The 25,029-nt window shown below is 63.6% G+C and carries 23 protein-coding genes; 10 read left to right on the forward strand and 13 right to left on the reverse strand.

Annotated features, from left to right (window positions below):
* On the reverse strand, positions 1 to 354 hold a 354-nt coding region (locus tag RCO24_RS17245), incomplete at its 3' end, for a hypothetical protein (protein WP_308963890.1).
* A 347-nt stretch (positions 355 to 701) separates the two neighbouring features.
* Here RCO24_RS17245 and RCO24_RS17250 point away from each other — a divergent pair.
* Entirely contained in the window at positions 702 to 1,451 is a 750-nt protein-coding gene (locus RCO24_RS17250) for an SDR family oxidoreductase (RefSeq protein ID WP_308963891.1), read from the forward strand.
* A 43-nt stretch (positions 1,452 to 1,494) separates the two neighbouring features.
* On the opposite strand, the gene RCO24_RS17255 is transcribed toward RCO24_RS17250, so the two are convergent.
* The 4 genes from RCO24_RS17255 to RCO24_RS17270 all read right to left on the reverse strand — a co-directional run bounded on the left by RCO24_RS17255 (position 1,495) and on the right by RCO24_RS17270 (position 8,388).
* Positions 1,495 to 4,563: an efflux RND transporter permease subunit gene (locus RCO24_RS17255; RefSeq protein WP_308963892.1), complete on the reverse strand. Its 3,069-nt coding sequence runs from the start codon at positions 4,561 to 4,563 to the stop codon at positions 1,495 to 1,497.
* Positions 4,563 to 5,708, reverse strand: coding sequence for an efflux RND transporter periplasmic adaptor subunit (locus RCO24_RS17260; RefSeq protein WP_308963893.1), 1,146 nt, complete (start codon positions 5,706 to 5,708; stop codon positions 4,563 to 4,565). The genes RCO24_RS17255 and RCO24_RS17260 overlap by 1 nt, the downstream gene beginning before the upstream one ends.
* Before the next feature lie 293 nt (positions 5,709 to 6,001).
* The gene (locus tag RCO24_RS17265) at positions 6,002 to 7,051 is read right to left on the reverse strand and encodes a polysaccharide deacetylase family protein (RefSeq protein ID WP_308963894.1); all 1,050 of its coding nucleotides are present in this window, start codon (positions 7,049 to 7,051) and stop codon (positions 6,002 to 6,004) included.
* 161 nt (positions 7,052 to 7,212) lie between these two features.
* Positions 7,213 to 8,388, reverse strand: a complete 1,176-nt coding sequence (locus RCO24_RS17270) for a polysaccharide deacetylase family protein (RefSeq protein WP_308963895.1) — start codon at positions 8,386 to 8,388, stop codon at positions 7,213 to 7,215.
* A 268-nt stretch (positions 8,389 to 8,656) separates the two neighbouring features.
* Between RCO24_RS17270 and mgtE the strand changes: the two genes are divergently transcribed.
* Together mgtE and RCO24_RS17280 are read left to right on the forward strand one after the other, a co-directional pair.
* A complete protein-coding gene (gene mgtE, locus RCO24_RS17275; RefSeq protein ID WP_308963897.1) occupies positions 8,657 to 10,033 on the forward strand; it encodes a magnesium transporter in 1,377 nt (458 codons plus the stop codon).
* Between the two features lie 124 nt (positions 10,034 to 10,157).
* Complete coding sequence (locus tag RCO24_RS17280; protein WP_308963899.1) at positions 10,158 to 11,810, forward strand: hypothetical protein; 1,653 nt, start codon at positions 10,158 to 10,160, stop codon at positions 11,808 to 11,810.
* Here RCO24_RS17280 and RCO24_RS17285 read toward each other — a convergent pair.
* From RCO24_RS17285 to RCO24_RS17305, 5 genes are all read right to left on the reverse strand, one after another.
* Positions 11,807 to 12,502 (reverse strand): MgtC/SapB family protein, encoded by a 696-nt coding sequence (locus tag RCO24_RS17285; RefSeq protein WP_308963900.1) that lies wholly within the window; start codon positions 12,500 to 12,502, stop codon positions 11,807 to 11,809. The two genes, RCO24_RS17280 and RCO24_RS17285, sit on opposite strands and share 4 nt — an antisense overlap.
* 23 nt (positions 12,503 to 12,525) lie before the next feature.
* Entirely contained in the window at positions 12,526 to 13,356 is an 831-nt protein-coding gene (locus RCO24_RS17290) for an HAD-IIB family hydrolase (protein ID WP_308963902.1), read from the reverse strand.
* Positions 13,357 to 13,564: 208 nt separating this feature from the next.
* Positions 13,565 to 14,899 carry a hypothetical protein gene (locus tag RCO24_RS17295; protein ID WP_308963904.1) on the reverse strand — a complete coding sequence of 445 codons (1,335 nt, stop codon included), beginning with the start codon at positions 14,897 to 14,899 and terminating at the stop codon, positions 13,565 to 13,567.
* An 86-nt stretch (positions 14,900 to 14,985) separates the two neighbouring features.
* The gene (locus RCO24_RS17300) at positions 14,986 to 15,798 is read right to left on the reverse strand and encodes a DUF5655 domain-containing protein (protein ID WP_308963905.1); all 813 of its coding nucleotides are present in this window, start codon (positions 15,796 to 15,798) and stop codon (positions 14,986 to 14,988) included.
* A gap of 34 nt (positions 15,799 to 15,832) precedes the next feature.
* Positions 15,833 to 16,321: an isoprenylcysteine carboxylmethyltransferase family protein gene (locus RCO24_RS17305; RefSeq protein WP_308963907.1), complete on the reverse strand. Its 489-nt coding sequence runs from the start codon at positions 16,319 to 16,321 to the stop codon at positions 15,833 to 15,835.
* Between the two features lie 374 nt (positions 16,322 to 16,695).
* On the opposite strand from RCO24_RS17305, the gene RCO24_RS17310 reads away from it, so the two are divergent.
* Together RCO24_RS17310 and RCO24_RS17315 are read left to right on the forward strand one after the other, a co-directional pair.
* Positions 16,696 to 16,992, forward strand: coding sequence for an SH3 domain-containing protein (locus tag RCO24_RS17310; RefSeq protein WP_308963908.1), 297 nt, complete (start codon positions 16,696 to 16,698; stop codon positions 16,990 to 16,992).
* 47 nt (positions 16,993 to 17,039) lie between these two features.
* Positions 17,040 to 17,843, forward strand: a complete 804-nt coding sequence (locus tag RCO24_RS17315) for a YdcF family protein (protein WP_308963910.1) — start codon at positions 17,040 to 17,042, stop codon at positions 17,841 to 17,843.
* On the opposite strand, the gene RCO24_RS17320 is transcribed toward RCO24_RS17315, so the two are convergent.
* A complete protein-coding gene (locus RCO24_RS17320) occupies positions 17,844 to 18,371 on the reverse strand; it encodes a hypothetical protein (protein ID WP_308963911.1) in 528 nt (175 codons plus the stop codon).
* A 177-nt stretch (positions 18,372 to 18,548) separates the two neighbouring features.
* Here RCO24_RS17320 and RCO24_RS17325 point away from each other — a divergent pair, with 177 nt between their 5' ends.
* The 4 genes from RCO24_RS17325 to RCO24_RS17340 all read left to right on the forward strand — a co-directional run bounded on the left by RCO24_RS17325 (position 18,549) and on the right by RCO24_RS17340 (position 21,221).
* A complete protein-coding gene (locus tag RCO24_RS17325; protein ID WP_308963912.1) occupies positions 18,549 to 19,010 on the forward strand; it encodes a hypothetical protein in 462 nt (153 codons plus the stop codon).
* A 46-nt stretch (positions 19,011 to 19,056) separates the two neighbouring features.
* On the forward strand, positions 19,057 to 19,494 hold the full coding sequence (locus tag RCO24_RS17330; RefSeq protein WP_308963913.1) for a DUF1489 domain-containing protein: 438 nt from the start codon (positions 19,057 to 19,059) through the stop codon (positions 19,492 to 19,494).
* Between the two features lie 10 nt (positions 19,495 to 19,504).
* A complete protein-coding gene (locus RCO24_RS17335; protein ID WP_308963915.1) occupies positions 19,505 to 20,644 on the forward strand; it encodes a pyridoxal phosphate-dependent aminotransferase in 1,140 nt (379 codons plus the stop codon).
* A gap of 175 nt (positions 20,645 to 20,819) precedes the next feature.
* Entirely contained in the window at positions 20,820 to 21,221 is a 402-nt protein-coding gene (locus tag RCO24_RS17340) for a hypothetical protein (protein WP_308963917.1), read from the forward strand.
* Between the two features lie 90 nt (positions 21,222 to 21,311).
* On the opposite strand, the gene RCO24_RS17345 is transcribed toward RCO24_RS17340, so the two are convergent.
* A complete protein-coding gene (locus RCO24_RS17345; RefSeq protein ID WP_308963918.1) occupies positions 21,312 to 22,082 on the reverse strand; it encodes a DUF4846 domain-containing protein in 771 nt (256 codons plus the stop codon).
* Between the two features lie 1,061 nt (positions 22,083 to 23,143).
* Between RCO24_RS17345 and RCO24_RS17350 the strand changes: the two genes are divergently transcribed.
* Complete coding sequence (locus tag RCO24_RS17350) at positions 23,144 to 23,455, forward strand: hypothetical protein (protein ID WP_308963920.1); 312 nt, start codon at positions 23,144 to 23,146, stop codon at positions 23,453 to 23,455.
* A gap of 118 nt (positions 23,456 to 23,573) precedes the next feature.
* Here RCO24_RS17350 and glnA read toward each other — a convergent pair whose 3' ends face one another.
* Positions 23,574 to 24,980 (reverse strand): type I glutamate--ammonia ligase, encoded by a 1,407-nt coding sequence (gene glnA / locus RCO24_RS17355; protein WP_308963921.1) that lies wholly within the window; start codon positions 24,978 to 24,980, stop codon positions 23,574 to 23,576.
* Between the last annotated feature and the right edge of the window lie 49 nt (positions 24,981 to 25,029).

Here is a 25,029-nt window from a genome sequence, read left to right on the forward strand (position 1 = left end):
CGGCGGAAGCGGTGCTGCTGCCGGGCCGGGGGCGGCGGGACGGGGGCCGCGTGCCAGCGGCGGGGGGCCGTTGGATGCGGCGCCGAGCGTCGGGGCAGCCCGGCCGTCATCCTTCAGACGGCGGATCTCCTGGTCGCGGCGGTCGAGGATCTTAACGGGCCCGAAATCGATGCGGTGGCCGCGCCAGACAAAGGCATGGACGGTGAGTAACAGCAGATAGGCCGCCAGCGATGCGGTTGCCGCTACAGGCCCGGGCAGCCCGGCATGATGGTACAAGGCGACCGCGCTGGCCCCCGCCACAAGGCCCATCGCCACCACCACAACAGTCTGTGAGGCTGTTTGATTTCCCGTCATGATCTGCTCTTCCCCCAATACTTTGCAGATATGGCACCGAAAGACTCCGGTGCGAATCGTTGGAAGAGAGTCGGTCTGTTCCCCAACAATGGCAATCTGAGGGGAGGCGGGTATCACCAGCATTTCGTGAGGCGGGTTACCGACTTAGGCCGAGGCGTGGCGCGGATGCATCGGCGTGCGGGGATGGGTGCCACATGTTTGCGCAGGGGAGAGCCGCAATCGCGCCATGAGGCAGCCTAGACGCCACCCGAATCGAGCTGCCGTTTAGATGTCGTTAGGCGAATCGGAATGGTATGGTCCTGTCCGGGCCGCCTCACTTGTCCGGCGTACGAAGGAGACCTGCCCGCATGTTGATGAGCGTAATTTCGCGCCCGTATGAGTTTGTCGCCATGCCCGAGCTGTCGGGTTCACGCGTTCTCATCACCGGGCTGACGTCTACTTCAGGTTTCGATCTTGCACGCGGGTTTGCCGACCATGGCGCCCGTCTCGTTATTCAGTCACCGGAAGATACGCCGGAGATGACAGAGCTTGCCGCGGTGCTCGCGGAAAATTCTTCCGACATCCGTCTTTTCAACGATCCGCTCCAGGGCGACGAAGATGCCCAACGCCTGGTGCAGACGGCGGTCAAGGATTTCGGCGGTCTCGATTCCGTTGTCAACCTGGTGACGGTCGATCCTAGCGCGGTGGCGCGGCTCGAAACCGTCGCGGATGTCGAGCGGCTGGTAGCGGACGTGCTTCGCCTGCCACTGCGGTTGACTGAGATCACGGCGAATCGCATGCGCTTGGTCTGGATCGAGGGATCGATTCTCAATGTCGTCCGCGTCGCGGGCAGCGGAGACGGTCGCTCGATGATGTTCGCCGACGTGCTGCGCGCGACGCTCGCCGATCTCACGCGCTCGCTTGCCCAGGATTGGGCAGCCCATGGCGTGCGCATCAATGCGGTTGCGCCGCCGTCGTCGATCGCGGTCATGGGGCGGCACGGGGATGCGTCCGACGCGGATCTCGCGGCGGTTGCGCTCGAGATGGCGAGCCGCAAGGGCCGCAGCATTTCGGGTCATGTGCTCGATGCGGAAGGGGCAGCCCGCCGCTGGTGCTGAGCCTGCGGCGCAGCTCCGGCGATTGGCTAGCTAGTTAGAAAAGTTATTCGGCGGGCGTTGCGACAGCGCTGCCCGCGGGCTCGCTTTCGCGATGTGACGAGCCGATATAGCTCAGGACCGTCGGCACCACGAACAGCGTCAGGATCGTCCCTAAGCTCATGCCGCCGACGATGACCCAGCCGATCTGCTGGCGGCTTTCGGCGCCGGCGCCTTCGGCGAGCGCAAGCGGTACCGCGCCGAGCACCATCGCGCCCGTCGTCATCAGGATTGGACGCAGGCGCAGGCTCGCGGCTTCGACGATGGCTTCGGCACGGCGGCGGCCTTCCGTTCCCAGCTGATTGGCGAACTCGACGATCAGAATGCCGTGCTTGGTGATGAGGCCCACGAGCGTGATCAGGCCAATCTGCGAATAGACGTTGAGCGAGCCGCCCGCAAAGTGCAACGCGCCGAGGGCGCCGCACATGGAGAGCGGCACCGTGATCAGGATGATCAGCGGATCGCGGAAGCTTTCGAACTGGGCAGCGAGCACCAGATAGATGAAGGCGAGGGCCAGCACGAACACGACGGCGAGGCTCTGGCTCGATGCGCGATAGTCGCGGCTCTGGCCGTTGACGTCGGTCTGCACCGTTTGCGGCAGCGTTTCGTCGACGACGCGTTCGATGTGGGCCAGCACCTCGCCGAGCGCATAGCCGGGGGCGATGTTCGCCGACAGCGTCACGGAGCGAAGCTGGTTGAAACGCTTGAGCTCCTTCGGCGCCACACTCTCGACGACGCGGACGATGTTCGAAAGCTGGACCATGTCGCCGGCGGGCGAGCGCAGGAAGATGGTGTCGAGCGTTGAGGGTGTGGCGCGGTCGCTTTCCTTGAGCTGGACCAGAACGTCATACTGCTCGCCATTCATCTCGAAGCGGGTGACCTGGCGGCCGCCGAGCAGGGTTTCGAGCGTGCGTCCGACCACATTCACATCGAGGCGCAGGTCCGAGACCTTGGCGCGGTCGATCTCGAGGCGGAATTCCGGCGTGTTGAGCTTGAGATCGGTTTCGAGGCTTTCGAGACCGCGATACCCTTCGAGCGCTTCCATCACCTTGCCGGAGAGCTGCTCCAGCTCCTCATAGGTGCCGGACGACTGGATCACGAACTCGACGGGTTTCGAGGAGCCGCGCTGTCCGAACGCGTTCGGGTTCGGTGCGAAGGCCAGCACGCCCGCAATTTTGCGTACCTTCGGCGTGATCTCGCGCGAGATTTCCTGCTGGGTGCGTTTGCGCTCGTCCCAGTCCTTGAGCGGGGCGAAGATCAGGAAACCCGATACTTCCGGGTTTCCGTTGATGACGAGACGCGATTGAATTTCCGGCACGTCGGCGAGGATGGCGTCGGCCTCGGCACTGTAGCGGCTGGTGTAAGCAAGCGTTGCGCCTTCCGGGCCGGTGCCGCGCACGCGGATGATGCCGCGGTCCTCGACGGGAGCCAGCTCGGATTTGAGGTTGGCGAAGAAGTAGGCGCTGAACCCGGCCGTCGCGACGGCGAGGAGCAGCACGACCGGGCGATGGGCGAGCGCGACGCCGAGCAGGCGGCGGTAGCCGTTTTCCAGGCCGTTCAAGAAGCGCTCGATCAGCAGGAAGAGGCGGCCGGGATTGGGTTCGTGGCGCAGCATACGCGAGCACATCATCGGTGTCAGGGTGAGGGCGACGAAGCCCGAGATGATGACGGAGCCGGCGAGCGTGAGCGCAAACTCGAGAAAAAGACGTCCGGTTTTCCCGGGTGCAAACGCGATCGGCGCGTAAACGGCCGCGAGCGTTAGCGTCATGGCGATAACCGCGAAGCCGATCTCGCGCGTTCCCTTGATGGCGGCTTCGACCGGCTTCATGCCGCCTTCGATGTGGCGGTAGATGTTCTCGAGCACGACGATGGCGTCATCGACGACGAGGCCGATGGCGAGCACCATGGCGAGCAGCGTCAGCGTGTTCACGCTGAAGCCGAAGGCGAACATCAGCGTGAAGGTGGCGATCAGCGAGATCGGAATGGTGACGATCGGAATTAAGGACGCGCGGAACGATCTCAGGAAGAAGACGATGACGAGCACGACCAGCAGGATCGCTTCGCCGATGGTGTGGTAGACCGCCTGGATCGATTTCTCGATGAAAATGGCGTCGTCGTTGGCGATGTAAGCCTGAAGACCGTTTGGCATGGTCTCGTTGATCTTGGGCAACAGCGCGCGGGTTTCGCGGGAGACGTCGAGCGGGTTGGAGACGGCCTGCTTCATCACGCCGATGGCGATCGCGGTTTTGCCTTCGAAGCGGCTTTCGCGGCGTTCGTCTGCGGCGCCCAGCTCGATGCGCGCCACCTCGCCGAGCTTGACCTGATGGTTGCCGGTGACCTTGATGACGATGTTCTTGAACTCGTCGACCGTGACGAGGCCGGTGCGCGAGAGCACGCTGAATTCGCGGTTGGCGCTCTCGATGCGGCCGGACGGCAGCTCGACGTTCTGGGCGCGCAACGCGTTCTCGATATCCTGGACCGTCAGCGCGTAGGCAGCCAGGCGCTCGCGGTCGATCCAGATCCGCATGGCGTAGCGGCGTTCGCCGTAGATTGAGACGTCGGCGACGCCGTTGAGGTTTTTCAGCTGGTCGACGATGAAGCGGTCGATGTAGTCGGTGATCTCGAGGGGGCTCAGAACCGGGCTCGTGAACACGAGCAGCATGATCGGCTGCGCGTCGGCTTCCACCTTGGCGATGACCGGCTCGTCGACCTCGTCGGGGAGGCGCCCGCGGACACGGGACACGCGGTCGCGGATGTCGCTCGCGGCTACGTCCTGGTCGATGTCGGGACGGAAGCGGACGCTGATCCGGCTCTGCTCGGAGCGGCTCGATGAATCGATCACGTCGATGCCCGAGATGCCCGCGATCGAGCCTTCGAGAATCTGCGTGATCTGGGTTTCGACGATGCGGGCCGAAGCGCCCGGGTAGCGCGTGGTCACCGAGACGACTGGCTCATCGACGTTGGGGTATTCGCGAACGGACAGGCGCGAATAGGAGACGACACCCAGCAAAACCAGGACGAGGCTCAGAACGGTGGCGAAGACCGGGCGGCGGATGCAGAGCTCGAACAGGCTCATCAGGTGCCCCGCGCACTGGGCTGGCCGGCAGTCACGATCTCGACTGCAATGCCATCCTTGAGCTTCTGCTGTCCGGCGGTCACGACGATCGCATCGGCCGCGATGCCGTCGAGCACCTCGACCACGCCGTCGTGACGGTTGCCAAGCTTGACCCTGGTTTCGAGGGCCTGCCCGTTCTCGACGCGGTAAACGATCTTCTCTTCGCCGCGCGGAACGACGGCGCTCTCAGGAATGACGACGACATGGCGCGACACCTGCCCTTTGACGCGGATGCGTGCGAACAGGCCGGGACGCAGGACGAGATCCGGGTTCGCGAGGCGGGCGCGAATGTTGAGCGCGCGGCCGTTGATGTCGAGATGCGGGTCGATCGCGTAGATGGTGCCATTGAACGTGCGGCCGGGGAGGGCATCGACGGTGATCTCGACCGATTGCCCGTTTTTCACCTGGGCGAGGAACAGCTCGGGCAGCTTGAAGTCGATTTTGAGCGTGTCGATCTTTTCGAGGTTCACGATCGGGGCGCCGGCGGCAATGTAGGCGCCGGGTGACACTTTGCGAATTCCGGCGACGCCGCTGAAGGGCGCGCGAATGGTGTGCTTGTCGAGGCGAACCTTGGAAAGCTCGAGGGCGGCTCGCGTTGTCTCGGCGTTGGTCGAGGCCTCGTCGCGCGCACGCTCGGTGACGTTGCCGGACTTGGCGAGGGAATTGGCGCGTCCGAGATTGCCTTGGGCGAGATTGAAACGTGCCTGTGCGTCATCGACCTCGGCAATGGCGAGCGCGTCGTCGAGGCGGACAAGCACGGCGCCGGCGCTGACCGGGGCGCCTTCCGAGAGCTGAATCTCGGTGATGCGTCCGGTGATCTCGGAGCTGATCTGAACCGATTCATCGGACTGCAAGGTGCCGATGGCGCGGATGTCTTCCGTAGAGGTCGTCGAAAGTGCCGTCGCGGTTTCCACCGCCACGCTCTGGGTGCGCTCGCCCTTCGCTGCAGGCTGTTGGGCTGCGGAAGGGGCGCGCGGCGTGGCGAGAAGGGCTTCGGGATCGAGGCCGACGCGCTCGGGCAGCCCCCAAAGCTTCCCGTCGGTTGCGTAGAATGCGGCGCCCGCCGAGAGCGCCAGCAGACCAAAAGCAATCCAGACTTTGACCATGTTGGGCACCAAGACCTTAGCGTGTCGCGTGAATTCGGCTTTTCGATCGGGCCCGGCCCGATTTTCGGGCGTTCCGGCTCGCGGGTCGGAGAAGCACGCCCTATCCGTTCGACCGGCGCGTTCGCGGCTTCCTGACATCCCTAACGCGACGAGGCTCGGAAAGCCGTCGAAATTTCTCGCAGCACCGGGATGCCGGCCTTGGCCAGTTTATTGCCGAAATGTGGCAGGAGCTACAGCGCATGCATCCGTGATGCTTACGGGTAAGCGCTGTTTTGCGGCTGACGACAGGGCGGTCAGGTTGCCGGAGCCGTGCGGGCCTGCCGATGGCGGCGGCCGCGCTGGGCTGAGACCGGGGTCGACGCCCGGCGCCTTAGCGGCTGGGCGGCCACACGTTTATCTTCTGCCGGCGGAACCTCGCTGAGGCGGACTTTGGCTGCCGGTGCCAGCAGAGTGGTCGCGGGATCCTCTCCGGACAGCGTTTTCGGGGGTGGTACGGGGCCGTAGAATGGCACCAAGGTTCGCGATGGAGCCTTGGCGAGTATGGGCTGCAACTCAGAGTCGAGCGTGGCGAGCGGCACCACGTTGGCCTTGGCGCGCAGGTGGACGACCTTGAAGCCCTTGGCCTTGAGGCCGGCCAGGATAGCCGGGAGGGCCTTGGCGGTCGGCTTCTTCAGATCGTGGAACAGGAGAATGCCGCCGTGCTGCTGGACTGCCAGCTTCACGGTGCGGTCGGCGATGCGTTGGGGGTTGCCGATGAAGCTGTCGTTGGAGATCACATCGACGGTAAAGCTCGCGATGTTGCGCGACTGGAGATAGGCGAGCAGTTCGTCGCTGTCGTTCAGGCCAGGGAACCGGAAGAACGGCGCGATGCCGGTCGAGGCTGCCAAGGCTACCGCCGCGAAGCCGCGCTCGATCTGATCCTTGGCCTTGTCGAGTGACAGGCGCTTCAAGTTATTTGGATGAGACCAGGTGTGGGTGCCGACGGTATGGCCGCGGGCAAGAACTTCCTTGGTCATGGCCGGATACGATAAGGCCATCTCGCCGACCGAGAAGAACGTGGCCTTGGTGCAGAAGGCGTCGAGCGTATCGAGGATCGGTTCCGTAACCCACGGCACGGGGCCGTCGTCGAAGGTCAGCACGACCTCGTCGGGAGCGAGAAAGCTTTCTTCCTTGTCGCGCTTGGTGGCGGTGCCGAAGATCGGGCCCGCCGAAGTGTCGATCTCCACCACGCGCGAAACGCCGAGCGCCTTGTCGGGATCCTTGCACTCTGTGGCGAGGGATGGAGACGCGCAGGCGCAAAAGGCGCTAACGGCCATCCAGACATCTCTGATCCTCAGGCGCATGGAAGGGCTCCTGTCGTTCGGCGATAACGGCGCGAACTGTCGGTGATTTCCAGGCCAGCAACAAGCTTTCGGCCGCGCCGGGGTGAATTTTACGGTATCGGCGCGGCTTTTGGGACTCGCGTGAGAAGCAACTCTCGGGCTGGCTTCCCGCCTGCAGCGTCTTACTGGCTGCCGAACGGCGTCAGCTGCCAGGGATCATTGCTCGGGTTGGCCCAATCGTATGGCTTGGCGGGGCGGGTGGCCGTTTTGGGGGCGCCCGATTTGGCAGACGGCGCAGCTTTGGCGGCGGGTTTGCCTTGTTCGGGCGCGGGCTCATCGCCCGAAACGGGCCAGGTTACCGATCGCTTTGCGATTGGCGAATTGGCGGCTGCGGCTGATTTCGCCCGCAGCGCTTTTTCGGCGATGGCGTCATATTCCGGCAGCGTAGTTGCGCCGTGCTTCGGAACCATGTGCACGACCTTGTAGCCACGCGTCTTCAGCTCGGCGAGCAGGCTCGCGAGCGCGCCCGCTGTCGAGGGCTGAATGTCGTGGAACAGCAGGATGCCCTTCTTCTCGCGATCGAGCTGGCTCATCACGTTACGCAGAACCACGCCGGGGCTCTTGGTGCGGAAATCCGCGGAATCGACATGAATGCCGAAGATGCCCATGCCGCGGCCCTGAATGTAGGCGAGCGCGCTTTTGCTGTGGGCGAGGTAGGGAAAGCGGAAGAACGGTGCGATCGGTGTTCCCAAGGCGCCGGCGACAGCCGAGGCTCCAAGCTCAAACTCGCGCTTCATCGCGTCGGCGCCGAGCGCGCTGAGCTTCTTGTGGGACCAAGTATGAACGCCGATGGTATGGCCGCGACGGGCGACCTCCTGCAGGGTGGCGGGATCGGAGATGGCCATCCGGCCGACGGAAAAGAACGTCGCGCGCACGCACTGCTCGTCGAGCGCATCGAGGATCGGCAGCGTGTAGCGGCGCATGGGGCCGTCGTCGAAGGTCAGGACAACTTCGCCGGGTTGGAGAAACTTGACCTCGTCCTTGGAGTACTGGTCGCCGAAGCGCGGGCCGGCAGTGGTGTCGATTTCGACGACGCGGGAGACGCCCAGAAGATCGGTGCGGTTGACGCAATCGGGGGAGAACAGGCTTCCCGGGGTGACGGTGGCGTTGAGCTCGGTCTGGGCACCGGGGTTTACCGGCGGCGTCTGCTCGCCGTGGGCCCGCGTGGCGGGGGCTTTGGTGGCGGGTGGCGTATAAGCATCCGGCGTTTCCGCACGCACGCCATCGAAATGCCCTGCAGCCCCAATTGCCGCCAGTGCAATACCGAAGGCCAGTCCTGTGCACCGACTGGCGCCCATCATCCCTCTCCTTTTCGCCGGCCCATGTCCCAAGGCCGCGACGCGTTCAGCGTATTGAAGCACGGTTCGTAAAAGACTTTGTATCTAAATTGCAACCTTGCTCGGCCACAGCATTTTTTTGGCTGTTCGGAGTGTCGCTGGTGTGACGGCTATGCTACGCCGAGGGCCTCTGCACAGGGGCGCCGGGCGCAATTTTGGCCCGGTGTGCGCCGGAGATGATCGGCGCCGCCGTCTTATGTAACAGAATCCGCGAATTTTCGGAGTTTCGATGTCGGGCTTGGATGAGCAGGCAACTCCTGAGGCCGATGCCATCAGCGTGGCTGATCTCGTGCGCGACGTCGCCCTTGCGTTGCACGACGGCGACAATGTGCGGGCTGCACAACTTGTCGTCGATCTGCATCCGCGCGACCTCGCCGACGTCATCGAGCTTCTCTCGCCGGAGCACCGCATCGCGCTGATCCAGGCGCTGGGCCCGGCCTTCGACTACGAAGTTCTCTCCGAGATCGACGAGACGGTTCGCGATCAGCTGTCGGAGGCGCTGCCGAACGAGCTGCTCGCGAAGGCCGTCACCGAACTCGATACCGACGACGCCGCCTACGTTATCGAAAACCTCGAGCAGGCCGACCGCGACGAAATTCTTGCCCACCTTCCGAAGGGTGATCGCCTCGCCCTCGAGCGGCAGCTCGAGTACCCGGAGGAGAGCGCCGGTCGCTTGATGCAGAGCGACTTCGTGGCAGTGGCTCCCTACTGGACGATCGAGCAGGTGATCGAGCACGCCCGCGAGACCGACGATCTGCCGGATACGTTCGCCGAAATCTTCGTCGTCGATCCGGCATTCCGCGTGCTCGGCACCGTCGATCTTTCGCGGCTCCTGCGCACCAAGCGCGAGGTGCTGGTCTCCGACATCATGGAGACGGACCTGCATGTCGTGCTGGCGACGGCGGATCAGGAAGAGGTTGCGCGCCAGTTCGAGCGGTATGGCTTGATGTCGGCGCCGGTCGTCGATCAGAACAACAAGCTCGTCGGCGTGATTACGGTCGACGACGTGGTGGAAGTTCTGCAGGACGAGGCCGACGAGGACATGAGGGCACTCGGCGGCGTCGGCGACGAAAGCATCGCCGACAGCGTCATCCAGACGGCGAAGAGCCGCGTGCCGTGGCTGATCGTCAATCTCGGCACGGCGGTGCTCGCGTCGTTCGTGATCAAGGCCTTCGATGCCACCATCGAGCAGATGGTGGCGCTCGCGGTGCTGATGCCGGTCGTGGCGTCGATGGGCGGAAACGCCGGCACGCAGACCATGACGGTGACGGTGCGTGCGCTTGCGACCAACAAGCTCGGCGCGGCCAACGCGGGGCGCATCATCTCGCGCGAAACGCTCGTCGGGCTGCTCAACGGACTGGTTCTTTCGGTGCTGATGGCGACCATCGTTTTCCTGTGGTTCGGGTCGAGCAAGCTCGGCGCCGTGATCGGGATGGCGATGGTGGTCAATCTGCTGGCCGCGGCGTTGGCCGGTATCCTCATTCCGCTTGCGCTCGACCGGCTCAAGCTCGACCCGGCCCCCGCGTCGGGCGTGTTCGTGACGATGATCACCGACTGCGTCGGCTTCTTCGCGTTTCTCGGGCTGGCGTCCGTGATCCTGCTCTGACCCGGCTGTCCGCCGCTTCATATGACGATCTGATGACGCTTTACCCGCAGTTTGCAGCTTGCGGGCGCGTGGCGAGGCGTGGTTATCAGAGGAGTGAGGTCCCGAGAAGAAGCGGAATACGCCGATGGCCACCATCCAAGACAAGCGCGTCACCCATCTGCGTCAAATCCTGCTGTGGCCGGTCTATTTGCTTCCTCTCGACGAGGACGCGCAGCTACAGGATCACTGGGAGCATCTCGCGAAGCCGGGGCCGGACAACCCCTGGTTCGAACTCGATGACGAATTCGGGGATCCGGGCGAGTTCCAGGCTCGGCACTACAACGAATTCGTGACTTTTCTTCCGCCGGTTCAACGGTTTCTCTACGGGCAAGGTCTCGGCCGCTCGGTGAGCAAGGTCTATGGCGAAAGCCCGATCCGGGTGATGCGGCGCGCGGATATCGCGAAAGCGCGGGTGACGCTCGATCGCGGCGACGAGCCGATCACGCTCACGGTTGCGCACGTCGATCTCTACTTCTTCTTCGACATCGATATCGCCCTGCTTGCGCTCGAGGTCTACGTCGACGACATCGCGTTCGACACGGCCCAGAACCTGATGTTCCGGTTCGGGCGCGCCTATCCGGCCTACTGGGAGGCGGAGAGCGGGCGGGGCGGTCATTGCCCGTGGAAGGTCGAGTGGCTTTCGCTCGACGACAAGGTGCTGGCGACCTCGGACTACGAATGCCGCGAGAAGTTTCTGTCGTTCGTTGGCCGTCACCGCGCGCCGACGACGGCTGCGCATTGGGAATTCCTGATGTCGCCCTTGGTGCTGCACCACGCCGACAAGAAAGGCCTCGTGCGCTACCGCCAGCTCGAATACTACCGCATGCCCTACATGGCGTATCTGGCGCTTGATCGGGCGGAGACGATCTCGCGCTCGGATTCGATCCGGCTCGCGCTCGGTAACGAGGCAGGCGACGGCACGTCGTTGCCCTATTCGGAAGCCTATCTCGCCGATTTCGAACAGCGCTTCTGCTACGATCGGAATTTCAGCTCGGGTGGAGCGCAGAAAGCCGCCAGCGTGCGCTTTCACGCCTCCGGCGATACGCTGGTCGTGACGGGCGATGCTTCGGACGCCTTCTATTTGAGCCAGGAAGGCGGCGTGCTGTGCCGCTTCCGCCATCAGCATTTTCTGATGTTCCTCATCGCGCACTTCCAGAAAGCGGCGCTGCATATGTTCTCGGACCGCATGGTGGCGGCGGTCAGCCGGCTCGAGATCCCCAATCCGAAGGCCAACAGAATTTTCCGCCGCGATATCCGTAATGCGCATGAGAACTTCCTGAGGTTCGCGCATCGCTACTGGTTCCAGAACATCTCGCACCAGGCGCAGGTGCACGAGCTGTTCGACATGACGCGCCGCCATCTGCAGCTCGACGAGCTCTATCGGGAGATTCGCGAGGAACTGCAGGACATGGGAAGCTTCCTCGACGTCGAGGCGATGCGAAAGCAGAACGAGACTGTGGTCCGCCTCACGGTCGTGACGACGTTCGGTCTCGTCGGCACCGTGACCACCGGGTTCATCGGCATGAACCTGTTCGACTGGACGCAGGAGCCGACGTGGTGGCGCCTCGCCGCGTTTTTCGCGGTGTTCGTACCGACGGCGCTGCTCACGCTCTACACCGTCGTCAAGTCGCGACGCCTTTCGGATTTCCTGGATTCGCTTTCCGACGAGAGCGTGAGCTGGGGCCGGCGCTGGCGGGCGTTGATGCGCGTTTGGTTCGGCAAATCCGGTCCAGGTTAGTCGCCACTCGGCGAAATCCGGAATTCGAGCAGGTCGGGCCTTCCGCGCAAGTCGTTCGACAGTGTCTCGATGGCGTGCTTGCTCGCGGTGCGGACCATCATGCGATATTCGAAGAAGCCGGCTTCGCGATCCAACCGGTAGCTCATGTTGGCGATCGAGAAGCCTTGTTTGGCGATCAGGTCTCGAAGCTCGCTTTCGGCCAGGATTTTTTCTTCTCTGAAGCGCAGGACCAACTGTCCGAAGTTGTGGTTGGGGATCCAGGCTTCGATGCGACGGAAAACGGCGAGCGTGCCGAGTGTGGCGATGGTGGCTAGTGTGGCCGGATAGAAGAAGCCCACGCCGTACAGAATGCCGATGGCGGAGGTGATCCAGATCGACGCAGCAGTGGTGAGGCCGCGTACGGTCAAGCCGTCCTTGAAGATGACGCCGGCTCCAAGAAAGCCGATGCCGGTCATGATGCCTTGGGCAATACGTGTCGGATCGGTGCGAACCGTTTCCAAGGGTACGGTCTTGCCGAGCCAATCCCACTGATAGTGAGTGACGACCATCAGCAGCGCCGCGGCGAGGGAGACGAGTGCGTGGGTGCGAAATCCGGCGGGGCGGCCGTGGAAACTCCGTTCCAACCCGATCAAGCTTCCGGCGACCCAAGCGGCTCCGAGGTGCGATGCGATGTCGACATAGTGCTGCTGCATCTGCCCTCTTGTGCCTCGTGCGCTCAACCGAGTTCCCGTACCAAGGCGGCGCGCTTTGGAGCGCGTGCCCTGCGTGCGGCTAGGATCGCGTCAGCCACCTCGACGAAGCCGCGTCCGCCCGGTCCGTTGGCGATCCAGGTGGGCGGCTTCGGGATCTCGGGCAGGTGATGGACGACGGTGCTGACGCCGACCGATTTCGGCAGGTGGGCGAACATCGAGGCGTCGTTGGCCGAGTCTCCGACGAACGCGAGCTTGTCGCGGTCGAGATCGATGTCGTGGCCGGTGACTGCGGGCAGGAATTTTCGCGCGGCTTTGACCTTGTCGTAACCGCCGAACCAAGCGAGCGCCCAGATCGAGTTCAGCGTCGCGTCTGCGCCGGCCTCAAGCAACTGAGCATGAACGGCGCGGGCTGTGGCGCTGTCGCGCGGGCGTTCGATGGCGAGGCTCGTCAGGCGGAACGGCTGGTCGTCGGAGAGGCGGAGCGATGCTTCGCTCGCGAGGATCGTGCGGGCGATGTCGGCGAGCTTTGCTTTGGTGGATTTGCGTTCGGCGTCGTCGAGCCAGAAGCGGCGTTCGATGGCGGACCCGGCGACTCCGGGCTTGCGGCTGAAGCAGAAACCGCCGTTCTCGCCGATCACGGCCGTGACCGGCCACATACGGGCCATCTGATCGCACCATCCGGCGGGCGCGGCGGTGATGGGGATGACGCGCACGCCCGCGGCTTCCAGCCGTTCGAGGGCGTCGTAAGTCTCGGCCGAGAGCCGCCCGTCGAACGTCAGAGTGTCGTCCATGTCGGTCAGGACGACCTCGACATCGCGAAACTCATAGGGCGTTGCTTTGGCGAGAGGCCTCATCGGCTTTCCTTGGGGTTGGGTGCGCGCTGCCGAAGCGAAGCCGGCGCGTTGGCAGGAGCCGTGCGTGTCCGGCTCCGTAAAAGTGCGAAGGTAATGTGTCGATCCGGCAAGGCGAACGATGAATAGGTGATAAGCTCATCGCTTAAGGTGCGAAGCACCGGCTATCTCGGTGATGCCCGTCCACTGAGGGATTAGCGCTTGCCTGAACTCAGCTCGTGGGCGCGTCGAGCTTGCGGGTGAGGTTCTCGAACTCGCGCCGCAGTTCCTCGTTCTTGAAGATCTGCTCGAAGGTCGGGGCTTCGAGCTTCTGGATCGCCTCGAACGAGGTGGAGCTGTCGCGCATCAGATTGCGAAGTTCGAGGCTCGCTTCGACGGTGTCGAAGGTGTTGTCGGCGATGCGAAGATCGTGCGTCGCGCGGGTGCGGGCGGCGGCGATCTGCTCGCGCTGCTGGGCGAGATAGCGGCGGTAGCCTTTGGCGGCTTCCTCGGCGATTTTCTGGCTCTCGCGGTTGGCTTCGAGCGCGCGCTTCTGGTCGGGACGGTTTTCGGCGCGCATCAGCTCCTGGGTTTTCCGCTTCGCCTCCGTAAGGTCCTTCAGGATGGCATCGAGCTTCGGCATGAACTGCGTGTCGATTTTCTTGATCGTCGAATCCTGCGCGTGCACGAGCAGCGCGAACAGCGCCGCGTGCATCGCAAAATATTTGCGGGCCGCGCCGGGATTTTCGGCGGTCGCGGTCATCAGCTTGGCGAGCTGGCCGTCGATGATCTTGGCGGCGTGGAAGGTCGCGACGAGACGCACGAGGTCGCCCGACAGCACGCCGTCGAGCAGGAGATCGAGCTGGTCGGGAGCGAGATCGACGCCGGATTTCGTCAGTGCGTCCTTGATCTCGTTCTTTGCCGCGACGATCGAGGCCTGATTTTCGGCAATGCGGGTTTTGTGCTCGGTGATCTTGGTGGCGAGGCTTTCGACCGTGTCGGTCAGCACGCCGGGAAGCAGCGCGTCCTTCGGTGCAGTGAGCTGCTTCTCCTTGAGAGACACGATGCCCGCTTCGAGATCGCGGATGTTGCGCCGATAGCCTTCGATCTTCTTCTGTACGTCGACGACGGGCGCATCGGTGACGATGCCGAGCGTCGCGTCGAGCAGCTTGCGGACGCGATCCTCGCGGTCCTCGCGGGTTTCGGTCCAGAGCGGCGTGACCAGGAACTCGTCTTTGCCGGGCAGCTTCTTGGCTTCGGCGCGCTGCTCGGCGACATCGTTCAGGATGCCGTCGATGGCGTTCATCAGGAGGCGAGCCTGCTCGTAGCCCGCATCGCCCTCGCGCGGGTCTGCGGGTGCGGCTTCCGCCGTTGCGGTCGCTTCGCCGCTGGTGGTGGGCGCGGTTTGCCCCGTACGCAGGAAATCGGCGATGCCATCCTTGATGCGCGGCGGCTCGGCGGCGGCCGGGCTCGCGAGATGTGCCACGGCCAGCAGCGAGACCGCCGCACCGACGAGCGCGTGGGTGCGAAGTTTCAGGCGTGCATCGGGGTGGGCAAATGTCGTCAATCGAGCCTCCTCAAGGGACCGCTATGCAGCACCTGGATTCAGGCAAATCGATGATTTGGCGGGAAGGTTCCGGTGGGCGTGGCCGGTCAGACGCCGTCTGCTGCCTGCGCGACGGCAGCCAGCAGGGAGGGCGTGATCTGGCGGGCATCGTTCAGCACAGCCATGTGGCTCATGGGCGGTGCGCCACGCAAAGCGGGCAGTTTTGCCGGTTCCAGCGCGGCCTCTGGAGGCTTCTCCTTCAAGGCGAGGCCGAGCCGCAATTCCTTGGCGCTGATGGCGATGACGGCGAAGGTTCTGCCGGTGCTTTGCAACCCAACCCAACCCTCGTGCGCGGTTACAGTCACGTCCGGGACGGCCTTGCGGATCTCGGCGATCAAATAGGCGGCGAGGGGGCGAAACGCCTTGGCGCGCGCGAGCAGGGCGTCGAGCGCGGCAGGATCGGATTGGCCGGAGCTGGGGGCTGCAACCTGCGCGGCAACGGGCGGAGCGGGAGGAGGCGTTGGAACGAGCCGGAGAACCGGTGCGGACGGCTTCAGTGGGACAACCGCTGCGGGCTGGGGTGTGGGCGCAGGCGGGGGTGGAGCGGTCGCAGACTGAGGCTCAGGCGCTGGTGGCAGCGGGGGGTGAAGGCGCTGCCCGGCCGGATTGCGCGGACGCGCTTGGGGCCGCGGACCTCCGGTGCCGGCGTAGATCGGCTTTCCCCCGTTATTGTGAATGCGCTCAAGCCACGAGGCCTTCGAGAACATGAAGTTCTGACGTCGAAGCCAGTCGATGATGTCGTTGCGCTGAGTGAGCCCTTGGGACGTGATGGCGGCCATCCACTCTTCGAGCGTGCGCCCGGTGTCGGCTTTCAGCGCTTCGAGAAATTGGCGCTCCCTCTCGCCGTAGTCGATGCTCACAGGGCCTCTCTCGCTATGGCTCGCGTCATGCGTTTCAAATCCAGCGCCGGGTGGCGGCTTTGTAGCTGCGATAGGCGTCTCCGAAGCGTTCCTCCAGGTGGCGCTCCTCGGGCAGAATGGCGAGCCACGTGACCAACAGCGCGAACGGGAACACGAGGATCACCAGCCAGATGTTCTGGGTCAATTCCGCCAAGCCGAGCAGGATCAGGATGTCGGCGACGTAGATCGGGTTGCGGCGAAAGCGGAACGGGCCATCGGTGACGAGGACATCGGTGGCTTTGTCGGGCAGAACGGTCGTGCCGTGGCGGCGAAGCGTGACGACGGCCCAGATCAGCAGCACGATACCGGCTACGCCGAGGCTGCGCCCGGCGATGCGGGCGGCGAAATCGCTTTCGCCCGGCCAGGACAGCGGGACCAGAGAGCCGAGCGCGATTGCGCCGGCGATGGTGGCCACGATCAGGATCGGCGGCCACGGGATGGTCGAGGGCGGCACAGCTGCGGTTGCGGGGGAGGGGTTCGTCATCGGTCTCTTGCGTCGTTCTCTCGTGTGGTCTCTTGGACTGTCCGTTCGGTGTTTTAGGGTTAATTGTCCCTCGCTTCCCTGGCAATTCCGCGAGAGGGGCGATAGGCCTCACTTTTATCCGTAATCGCTCTTACGAGGTGCTGTCACGAGGCCGCGCTAGATATCAATCATCGGTTTGCGGCGGCTTCGTCACGCACGTCTCACAAAATCAAGTCGCTGATTCCCGTGTCCCTTATTAGCCCGAAGCTCGCTTCTCACTTCGCCCGGTTGCGTGACGCGCATGCCGCACAAGCGGGCTTCGGTTCAAATCCGGTTCATCAAGGCCGGTGTATTGGCGCCAATAGCGTCACGCGCATCCAAGGAAGGAAACATCCATGACCCTCAAAGCTCCTCTTGCTCTCGCCCTTGCCGGGCTGGTTTCGCTCAGCGGTTTTTCGGCCGAAGCGCAGGCGGCGCCGAAGTACGGCTGCTTCAAAGTCACGGTTCCTAGCCTCAATATTCGCGCGCGTCCCTATAGCAGCGCGGATGTGATCGGCGTTGCGAAAAAGGGCGACATCCTCGAGAAGCGGAAGCTCTTCTGCACGCCGCGCGGCTTCTGGTGCGCCGTCCGCAAGGGCTCGCTCGAGGGGTATGCAGACAAATCGAACCTGGCGAAGCTTCCGTGCCCGTAAGCGCGGCATTTCACAGCGACGGGCGGGGCTGAGGCAAACGAGGCGCTATGCCGTTTACGCTTTCGAAAATGCTGGCGCTTCTCGCTCAGCCTTCGTCGCTGGCCGTGCTTGCCGTCGTCGTTGGGCTTTGGCTCACGCGCCGGGGCAGGGAAAGCGTTGCCGGGCGCCGGCTCGCCTGGGGTGGCGTGCTCGCGCTGATTGCGGGTGGCCTCATACCGGTCGGCAATCTCCTCGTCCTGCCGCTCGAACAGCAATTCGCGTCGGTGCCGGCCCCCGGCCCCGATGATCGCGTCGATGGGATCATCCTGCTCGGCGGGTTCGAGGACGGGTGGGTGTCGAGCGGACGCGGCGGGCTCGGCGTCAACGAGGCGGCGGAACGCATCACCGAAGGTTTGCGGCTTGCGCTTCGTCACCCCGAAGCGAAGGTCGTGTTCACCGGCGGGGTTGGCGGGTTGCTCGCGCGCAACGTGGAAGCGTCCGAGCCTGTCGGGCGCTTCCTGATCGATGCGGGGATCGCCAAGGAGCGGCTGATCCTCGAAAACAAGTCGCGCAATACCTACGAAAATGCGCTCTTCACGCGCGAACTCGTGGCGCCCAAGCCCGGTGAGCGCTGGTATCTCGTCACCAGTGCCTTTCACATGCCGCGCTCGGTGGGACTGTTCCGTAAAGTCGGGTTCGACGTCATCGCCTATCCGGTCGACTACCGCACGCGCGGGCCGGAAGACCTGCTCCGCTTCTTCGAGCGCATTCCGCAAGGGCTGATGCGGCTCGATCTCGGCGCGAACGAATGGCTGGGGCTTTTCGCGTATCGCGTGCTTGGCCGGATCGACGACCTGTTTCCCGCGCCCTGATCAGGACTTGTGGGCCTGGCGCGTGCGCGGTGGGTCTTTTGCGCCGGGCGCAAGCTCTGTGTCGAGGTCGAAGTTCGGGCAATTTTTTTCTTCGAGCCGGCGGTTGTATGCTTCCAGCATGCCGCGGTCACGGGCATAGCGGCCATCGGGATCCATGCCCTCCGTCGAGCCGCCGAACACGGGCTTGGTGGCGGACTGGAACCCGCGCGCCAGCGCCGTGGTCTGGCTCCGGGTCTGGAAGTCGCGAACCTGGACGATGCGAACCGCCATGCGGCCGGTGAGCTTGCGGCAGTCGAGCTCAAGCTCGTTGGCCGAGAGCTGGTAGCCGGCGGCGGACGGAAGCCTGGAGACGGTCTCGGCGGCTACGACCGTGTTCTGGGACGGTACGATGGAGCCTGTCGTCGGGTTCAACCCCTCGGTTTGCGATGCGCAGCCGCCCAGCAGCAGCCCCGCGAATGCCGCGAGAGCAACCTGTTTGCCGCACATCTTGCCGCACGTCGTTTTCATGTTGGGCTGGAAGCCGTTCATGCGCCGATCGAAATACCGTGTGTGAAGTCCCCGTCGATTCGACCATTTTCGCTCTTAAAAAGCGGCATGACAAAGGCTTTCGCTGCGTCCGGTTGACCCCGATCCTCCTGCCGGGCTAACCCTCTCGCTCCAGTCGGAGTTTGGGGTGGCCTAGGGGGCTCCCGGGAAGGGATCAGCATGAAGCGCGGTTCGAAATTCGGAGTTTGGGGTGTCTTTACGGCCCGGGGCTTGGGGGCGCTTGTCGGATTGGGCCTGATGGCGGGCGCGGCCGGTGCCGAGGACATTCCGAAAAACCTCGAATGCTCGTTCACCGGGGGTACGTCGTGGAGCTACGATGCCGGTGTCTACAATTCGAAGGCTCCGAGCCCGCTGTCGTTCAGCATCGAGGAGATCGACCTCGAACAGCAGAAAGCGACGCTCAAGACCGGGACGGACGCCAAGGGCGGCAAGCTCAGCGTCGTGCGCGCGATCAACGCGAACCATTTCCTGGAGGCGGTCAACGAAGGCTTCCTGAACCTCACGACCGTCTATGACAAGGATCCGCACCTCGGCAAGTATCCGGCCGTGCATTCGCGCCACTTCGGTCTTCTGGGGCAGCCGGTGTTCGGTCAATACACGGGCTTCTGCACGGACAAGTAATCGCGTATCGCGCGCTCAGCGGCTGCTCTTTCGAGGGGAGCGAGGCATGGCACTCCATATCGTCAAGCTCTGCGTTGGCGTCTCGTCGATCGAGGATCTTGCCGCTTGGCAGAAAGAGCATTTTCGGGAGCAGAAGGCGCAGGGCGAGAAACCCCGGATCTTCCATGCCACGCTGCAGACGCCGAAGCGGCAGGCGGAGCTCATTCCGGGCGGCTCGCTCTACTGGGTGATCAAGGGCGTCATTCAGGTGCGCCAGGCGCTGATCGGTTTCGAAGACGGCGCGAAGGACGACGGGACGCCGTGCTGCCATATCCTGCTCGATAAAAAGCTGGTGCCGGTGCGGCCGGTGCCGCGGCGGGCGTTCCAGGGCTGGCGCTATCTCACGGACGACGATGCGCCGGGGGATCTGGCGCCTGGCAGTGGCGATCTCTCGGCGCTTCCCGCCGATATGCGGCGCGCGCTGCTCGATCTCGGTTTGATTTGAAGAGGGACGGATGGGACGGCCACCGATTACGCGCATCGTTCGGGAGCTGCCGAAGCTCGTTCCGTTCGTTGGTCCGGAGGCGCAGGAGCGGGCGCGGGGGCGGCCGTTCGCGGCGCGTCTCGGTGCCAACGAAAGCCTGTTCGGCCCTAGCCCGGCCGCGGTTGCGGCCATGGCGGCTGCTGGCGCGGAGAACTGGAAATACTCCGATCCCGAGAACCACGATCTTCGTCATGCGATTGCGCGTCATCACGGCGTGGCGGCTGAGAACGTCGTGATCGGCGAGGGCATCGATGGGCTGCTCGGCCTCGCGATCAAGATCGCGTCCGAGCCGGGCTCCGTCGTCGTCACATCGGACGGCGCTTATCCGACCTTCAATTTCCACGTGGCGGCTCAGGGCGCGCGCCTGGTCAAGGTTCCGTATCGCGACGATCGGGAAGACCTCGACGCGCTGCTCAGTGCTACGCTGCAACACGAAGCCGGTGTGCTCTACGTTTCCAACCCGGACAATCCGATGGGATCGTGGTGGGACAAGGACGCGCTGGCGGCGCTGATCGAGGCGTTGCCGGACGGCGTGCTGCTGCTGCTCGACGAAGCCTATTGCGATACCGCGCCGCCGGATGCGATTCCGCCGATCGATGTCGCCAACCCGCAAGTGCTGCGGTTGCGCACTTTTTCCAAGGCGTACGGTCTTGCGGGGGCGCGGATCGGCTATGCGATCGGGGACGCGGAGTTGATCGCGCACTTCGAAAAAGTGCGAAATCACTACGGGATCAACCGTGTGGGACAGATCGGCGCGCTGGCGGCGCTGCTCGACCAGCCCTATCTCGCAGTTGCCGTCGGCAAGATTGCGCGCGCGCGCGGCATCATCTCCGACATCGCTTCAAGCCACGGACTGGTGCCATTGCCATCGGGCGCGAACTTCGTCACGATCGATTGTGGCGCAGACGGAGAATTTGCGCGCGCGGTGCTGGAAGAGCTGATCTCGCGCGACATTTTCGTTCGCAAGCCGGCGGTGGCGCCGCTCGATCGCTGCATTCGGGTTTCGTGCGGGAGAGACGAGGATCTTGCACGTTTCGAGGATGCGCTGGGTGACGCGTTAGGTGCGGCGCGGGAACGATCAAAGATAAAATTGAACGAAACTTCGTCATAAGGACTCAGTTTCCCGCGCTATAATGCGACAAAAAAGCCGGGACGGCTGGGAGGCCGAATTCGGCGGGAGGGACGCGAATACAAGATGGTGCGGCCCTTGATTGATGCGTTGCGGCACCCAAGATCATCGCTTGTCGTGCTTCCCTGTGTGGAAGCACCCTTGGAAGGGGAGACTGATGCAGAACTTCAAACGGAGCATGTTGCTCTCTCTCGGGCTGGGGGCGCTGTGGCTCTCCGCCTCCGCTCCGGCTTTTGCGGATTCGCCCGGTCTTTCAGGATCGTGGAAGGGCGGCGGAACCTTTACTTACTCTTCCGGCGCAAAAGAAAGTGCCCGCTGCCGGGCCACTTTCAAGCCGAGTGGCAAATCTGCCTATGACGTAAGCGCCACGTGCGCGACGCAGTCCGGTACTGTTTCGCAGACGGGCTTCGTGCGCGGATCGGGCAGCAGCTATCGCGGGACATTCTACAATCCCGAGTTCGATACCTCGGGCAAAATCGCGATCTCTGTCAGCGGCGGCAGCCAAGTCGTACGCTTGTCCAGTTCGAAGGGGTCGGGCGTGATTCGGCTTTCACGGTAAGAGTTTTGGCAGGCTGAAATTCAAAGCGCGCCGGACGAGGTTCGTCCGGCGCGCTTTTTAGTTCTGCATCCCGATTGTGACCGTGTTCGATCAGGGCCAGCGCTTCAATGCCGTGCGCGGGAACGTCCATTCCGGCGTCACGAGTTCGTTGCCGATAGGCGTCGTGTACCAGGGCGTGCCGTCAACGCTGTTGGGGTTTTTCAGGATGTGCATGTCCTGGGCCGGCATGTAGCTCTGCAGCAGCAAGAAGCGCTTTTCGCCAGTCGCTTTGTTCTCGACCATGTCGGCGACGAGCACGGCGTGGCCCGGAAAACCTCCCTTGATGAAAACATCGCCGATGGCGATTGAGTCCGGCGCGACCGCCTTCAGCTCCCGCTCGAGCGAATAGGTGCCGGCGTAGGCGAACACGAGGTCCATGTATTTGCGAAGGCCGGGGTGGTCGCTGCGCTTCGTCGCCGAGAAGCGGCGGCGTTTGCCGTCGGTGTCGTTGAAAGCGATCTCCTTGTCGCGGTTCTGGCTGAACAGCCATTCGGCGCGCAACCGCATGATGGCATCGGCGCACTGCTGGAGGTCGCGCTTGCCGATGTCGATATCGACGACGGCTGCGTGCACGTCCTGCCGCCATTTGCGTGCGCCGGTGTAGGTGAGAACGGGGGCGCCCTCGGGCCGCATGGGGAGGCCGCGCAGCCAGGCTGCGAAGCTGTCAACGGGAGCAGATACGCGCTCGAAGCCCGGCGGCGGCGCGACGCGCGCGGCGAGCGTCGCTGACGCGACGGATGCGGTTTCGGCCGGTAGCCAGCCGTAGGGCGCACGGGCGTGGGCGATCGGTGCGGCGGCAAGCGTCGCCAGAAGGAAACCCAACGCTATGCGCCCGCAACGCCAGAAAAGGCGTGTTTGCGGGTGCCCGCGGTCGTTCTGGGTTGCCTGAGTTCGCGACGGGAGGGGGACGGAGATCAGCTTCATGCGGATTGGCTCGCACGCAATCGTGGCAAGGCCGCGACGTGGCGTGCGTCTCTCCCTGCTCGCGGTGTGCTGAGCTACAAAGACATGAGCCCGCCGGAGGAGGTGTCCGGGCGGGCTCACGCGATCGCGGTCGAGGACATCTGCAATGACTGCGGCAACGGCGCATGGTCCGGCTTCAGGTCGTCAGGGGCGGTTTCGCCCACGCCGATGGCCGAATGGCCGCTCCGCTTTGCGTCCTAGCCTGCTGATCTCCCTTTCGCGGACCTTCAGCTTTCTGCGCCGTCTCCCAATCTGGGCCATGCCGGCAGCCTCGGTTTCGAGGCGCTTGCTTGCGCTAGGCTGGGCTTGCTCTGGGCTGGCCAGCACTAGCCTCGCTGCTATCGGCCCGTACGGTGCTCTGGTCCTGTGTGCGCAGCCGGGGTCCCTTTCGCTCCCAACGGCTCGCTCGATCCATCTGGCCGACTGGGCTGGCTCCCGATCACTGGTCTTGCCAGGTGGGATCTACCAACGGTTGCCGATCCAGGATCTGACGATCGAATGCACAGGCTCTCACCGCGATGCCGGAGCGCTCGCAGATGATCTGAAGTATCCACGTGTCACGTTCGAAATTGTTTTTTGATGCCGTCCGACAATTGCTGGGCTGAAGCCCGGCAATCAGAATGCTTCGGACGGCTCATACTGATCCGGTGGCCACATTTTCTTAGACCTCCTTTCAGTTAATACGAGAATTGTGCGCCTGCTCACTCGCGCTGTCAATTCACGAAGTATGTGCAAGCTGTGGGTGTTCGTAGTTAAGGGATCGTTGAGGTCGCGGGCGTAGATTGGACCATCCGATTTCCCGGCGTCTCTGGGAGTCCTGCTCGGCGCTTTGCCAGCTTTCATTTTCAAAGCCTGATCCCATGGCTACGGGCCGGTTCTTTGCTCGGCCTTCGATCAGGCCCAAGCCTCACGAGGCTCGCATGAGATCGACGATCGGCTTCTTCTCGTTTCTGGCTTTCGGCGTTTTGGCCGCCGGTGTGCTGACGGTGATGGGCGCAGGCCCCAGCGTGGAGTTTTCGTTCGACGATGCGGTCGCGAGCCTCGATCGCTCGGGACTGCATGTGGGTTCGCTGTTGATCGGTCTCGTGCTCGGGTTCGTGCTCTCGGCGCTCGCACGCGTTTCGTGGGCGGAGCTGCCGCGTCGGTTCGTCTCTTGGCTCCTGCAGTACGAGCGCAGTTTTTACCGGCTGGCGCTGGTTGCGATCTTCATCGGCATCGTCGCGTTTTACTAAGTGAGGCGCCGCGCTTTCGCAGTGTGCCCAACAAAAAGGCCCGGCAAAACTGCCGGGCCTTTTCTCTTCCCCCGTCGCGAATTGGGAGCCGTAGCTCTTCGGTCGGACCTATGACGGTTTAGACCGAGTAGTACATGTCGAACTCGACCGGATGCGGCGTCATCTCGTAGCGCATGTTTTCGGCCATGCGCAGCTCGATGTAGGCGTCGATCATGTCGTCGTTCATGACGCCACCGGCCTTCAAGAAGGCGCGGTCCTTGTCGAGGGCGGCGAGGGCTTCGCGCAAGCTGCCCGCAACGGTCGGGATCTTGGCGAGCTCTGCCGGCGGCAGGTCGTAAAGGTTCTTGTCCATCGGATCGCCCGGATGGATCTTGTTCTGGATGCCATCGAGACCGGCCATCAGCATCGCGGTGAATGCGAGGTACGGATTGGCGCCCGGATCGGGGAAGCGGATCTCGATGCGCTTCGCCTTCGGGCTGGTCACGACCGGGATACGGCACGATGCCGAGCGGTTGCGAGCCGAGTAGGCGAGGAGCACGGGGGCTTCGTAGCCCGGCACGAGACGCTTGTAGGAGTTCGTCAGCGGGTTCGCGAAGGCGTTGATGGCCTTGGCGTGCTTCAGGATGCCGCCGATGTAGTAGAGGCAGATATCCGACAGGTCGGCGTACTTGTTGCCGGCGAACATCGGCTCGCCGCCCTTCCAGATCGACTGGTGCACGTGCATGCCCGAGCCGTTGTCGCCGAAGATCGGCTTCGGCATGAAGGTCGCCGTCTTGCCATAGGCCTGCGAAACCTGGTGGACCACGTACTTATAGATCTGCAGGTGGTCGGCCATGGTGATCATCGGGCCGAACTTGATGCCGAGTTCGTGCTGAGCAGCGGCGACCTCGTGATGGTGCTTCTCGACGGTGACGCCCATCTCGGTCAGGACCGAAAGCATCTCGGAGCGGATGTCCTGGCAGCTGTCGATCGGGGGAACCGGGAAGTAGCCGCCCTTGACGCGCGGACGATGGCCGAGGTTGCCCATCTCGTACTCGGTCGAGGTGTTGGTCGGCAGCTCCGAGCTGTCGACCTTGTAGCCGACGTTGTACATGTCGGTAGAGAACTTCACGTCGTCGAAGATGAAGAACTCGGCTTCGGGGCCGAAGAATACCTTATCGCCGATGCCGAGCGAGAGCATGTAAGCCTCGGCCTTCTTGGCGATGGAGCGCGGATCGCGCTCATAGGGCTGGCCAGTCAGCGGCTCGATGACGTCGCAGAAAATGGCAACCGTCGTCTGCGCGAAAAACGGGTCGACGTGAGCCGAAGCCGGATCGGGCTTCAGGAACATGTCGGAGCTTTCGATGCCCTTCCAGCCGGCAATCGACGAGCCGTCGAACGCGTAGCCCTCGAACATGGCTTCGTCGACCGTGCTCACGTCGGCGGTGACGTGCTGCATCTTGCCCTTCGTGTCCGTGAAGCGAAGGTCGACGAACTTAACGTCCTTGTCCTTGATCAGCTTCAGGACATCATTGACCGTTTTCATAAACACTCCCCTTATTGGAATCTCTTGTTCTCACAGCCAAAGACAGGCT

Origin of the sequence: Hyphomicrobium sp. LHD-15 (genome assembly GCF_031157355.1) — a bacterium.
GTDB lineage: Bacteria > Pseudomonadota > Alphaproteobacteria > Rhizobiales > Hyphomicrobiaceae > Hyphomicrobium_C.

Coding starts and splice junctions, on each gene's coding strand:
- RCO24_RS17250 (WP_308963891.1), top strand. CDS start 702: ATGTTGATGAGCGTAATTTCGCGCCCGTATGAGTTTGTCGCCATGCCC.
- RCO24_RS17270 (WP_308963895.1), bottom strand. CDS start 8,388: ATGGGCGCCAGTCGGTGCACAGGACTGGCCTTCGGTATTGCACTGGCG.
- RCO24_RS17265 (WP_308963894.1), bottom strand. CDS start 7,051: ATGCGCCTGAGGATCAGAGATGTCTGGATGGCCGTTAGCGCCTTTTGC.
- RCO24_RS17320 (WP_308963911.1), bottom strand. CDS start 18,371: ATGAACGGCTTCCAGCCCAACATGAAAACGACGTGCGGCAAGATGTGC.
- RCO24_RS17310 (WP_308963908.1), top strand. CDS start 16,696: ATGACCCTCAAAGCTCCTCTTGCTCTCGCCCTTGCCGGGCTGGTTTCG.
- mgtE (WP_308963897.1), top strand. CDS start 8,657: ATGTCGGGCTTGGATGAGCAGGCAACTCCTGAGGCCGATGCCATCAGC.
- RCO24_RS17350 (WP_308963920.1), top strand. CDS start 23,144: ATGAGATCGACGATCGGCTTCTTCTCGTTTCTGGCTTTCGGCGTTTTG.
- RCO24_RS17260 (WP_308963893.1), bottom strand. CDS start 5,708: ATGGTCAAAGTCTGGATTGCTTTTGGTCTGCTGGCGCTCTCGGCGGGC.
- RCO24_RS17330 (WP_308963913.1), top strand. CDS start 19,057: ATGGCACTCCATATCGTCAAGCTCTGCGTTGGCGTCTCGTCGATCGAG.
- RCO24_RS17340 (WP_308963917.1), top strand. CDS start 20,820: ATGCAGAACTTCAAACGGAGCATGTTGCTCTCTCTCGGGCTGGGGGCG.
- RCO24_RS17280 (WP_308963899.1), top strand. CDS start 10,158: ATGGCCACCATCCAAGACAAGCGCGTCACCCATCTGCGTCAAATCCTG.
- RCO24_RS17290 (WP_308963902.1), bottom strand. CDS start 13,356: ATGAGGCCTCTCGCCAAAGCAACGCCCTATGAGTTTCGCGATGTCGAG.
- RCO24_RS17305 (WP_308963907.1), bottom strand. CDS start 16,321: ATGACGAACCCCTCCCCCGCAACCGCAGCTGTGCCGCCCTCGACCATC.
- RCO24_RS17285 (WP_308963900.1), bottom strand. CDS start 12,502: ATGCAGCAGCACTATGTCGACATCGCATCGCACCTCGGAGCCGCTTGG.
- RCO24_RS17255 (WP_308963892.1), bottom strand. CDS start 4,563: ATGAGCCTGTTCGAGCTCTGCATCCGCCGCCCGGTCTTCGCCACCGTT.
- RCO24_RS17315 (WP_308963910.1), top strand. CDS start 17,040: ATGCCGTTTACGCTTTCGAAAATGCTGGCGCTTCTCGCTCAGCCTTCG.
- RCO24_RS17335 (WP_308963915.1), top strand. CDS start 19,505: ATGGGACGGCCACCGATTACGCGCATCGTTCGGGAGCTGCCGAAGCTC.
- glnA (WP_308963921.1), bottom strand. CDS start 24,980: ATGAAAACGGTCAATGATGTCCTGAAGCTGATCAAGGACAAGGACGTT.
- RCO24_RS17325 (WP_308963912.1), top strand. CDS start 18,549: ATGAAGCGCGGTTCGAAATTCGGAGTTTGGGGTGTCTTTACGGCCCGG.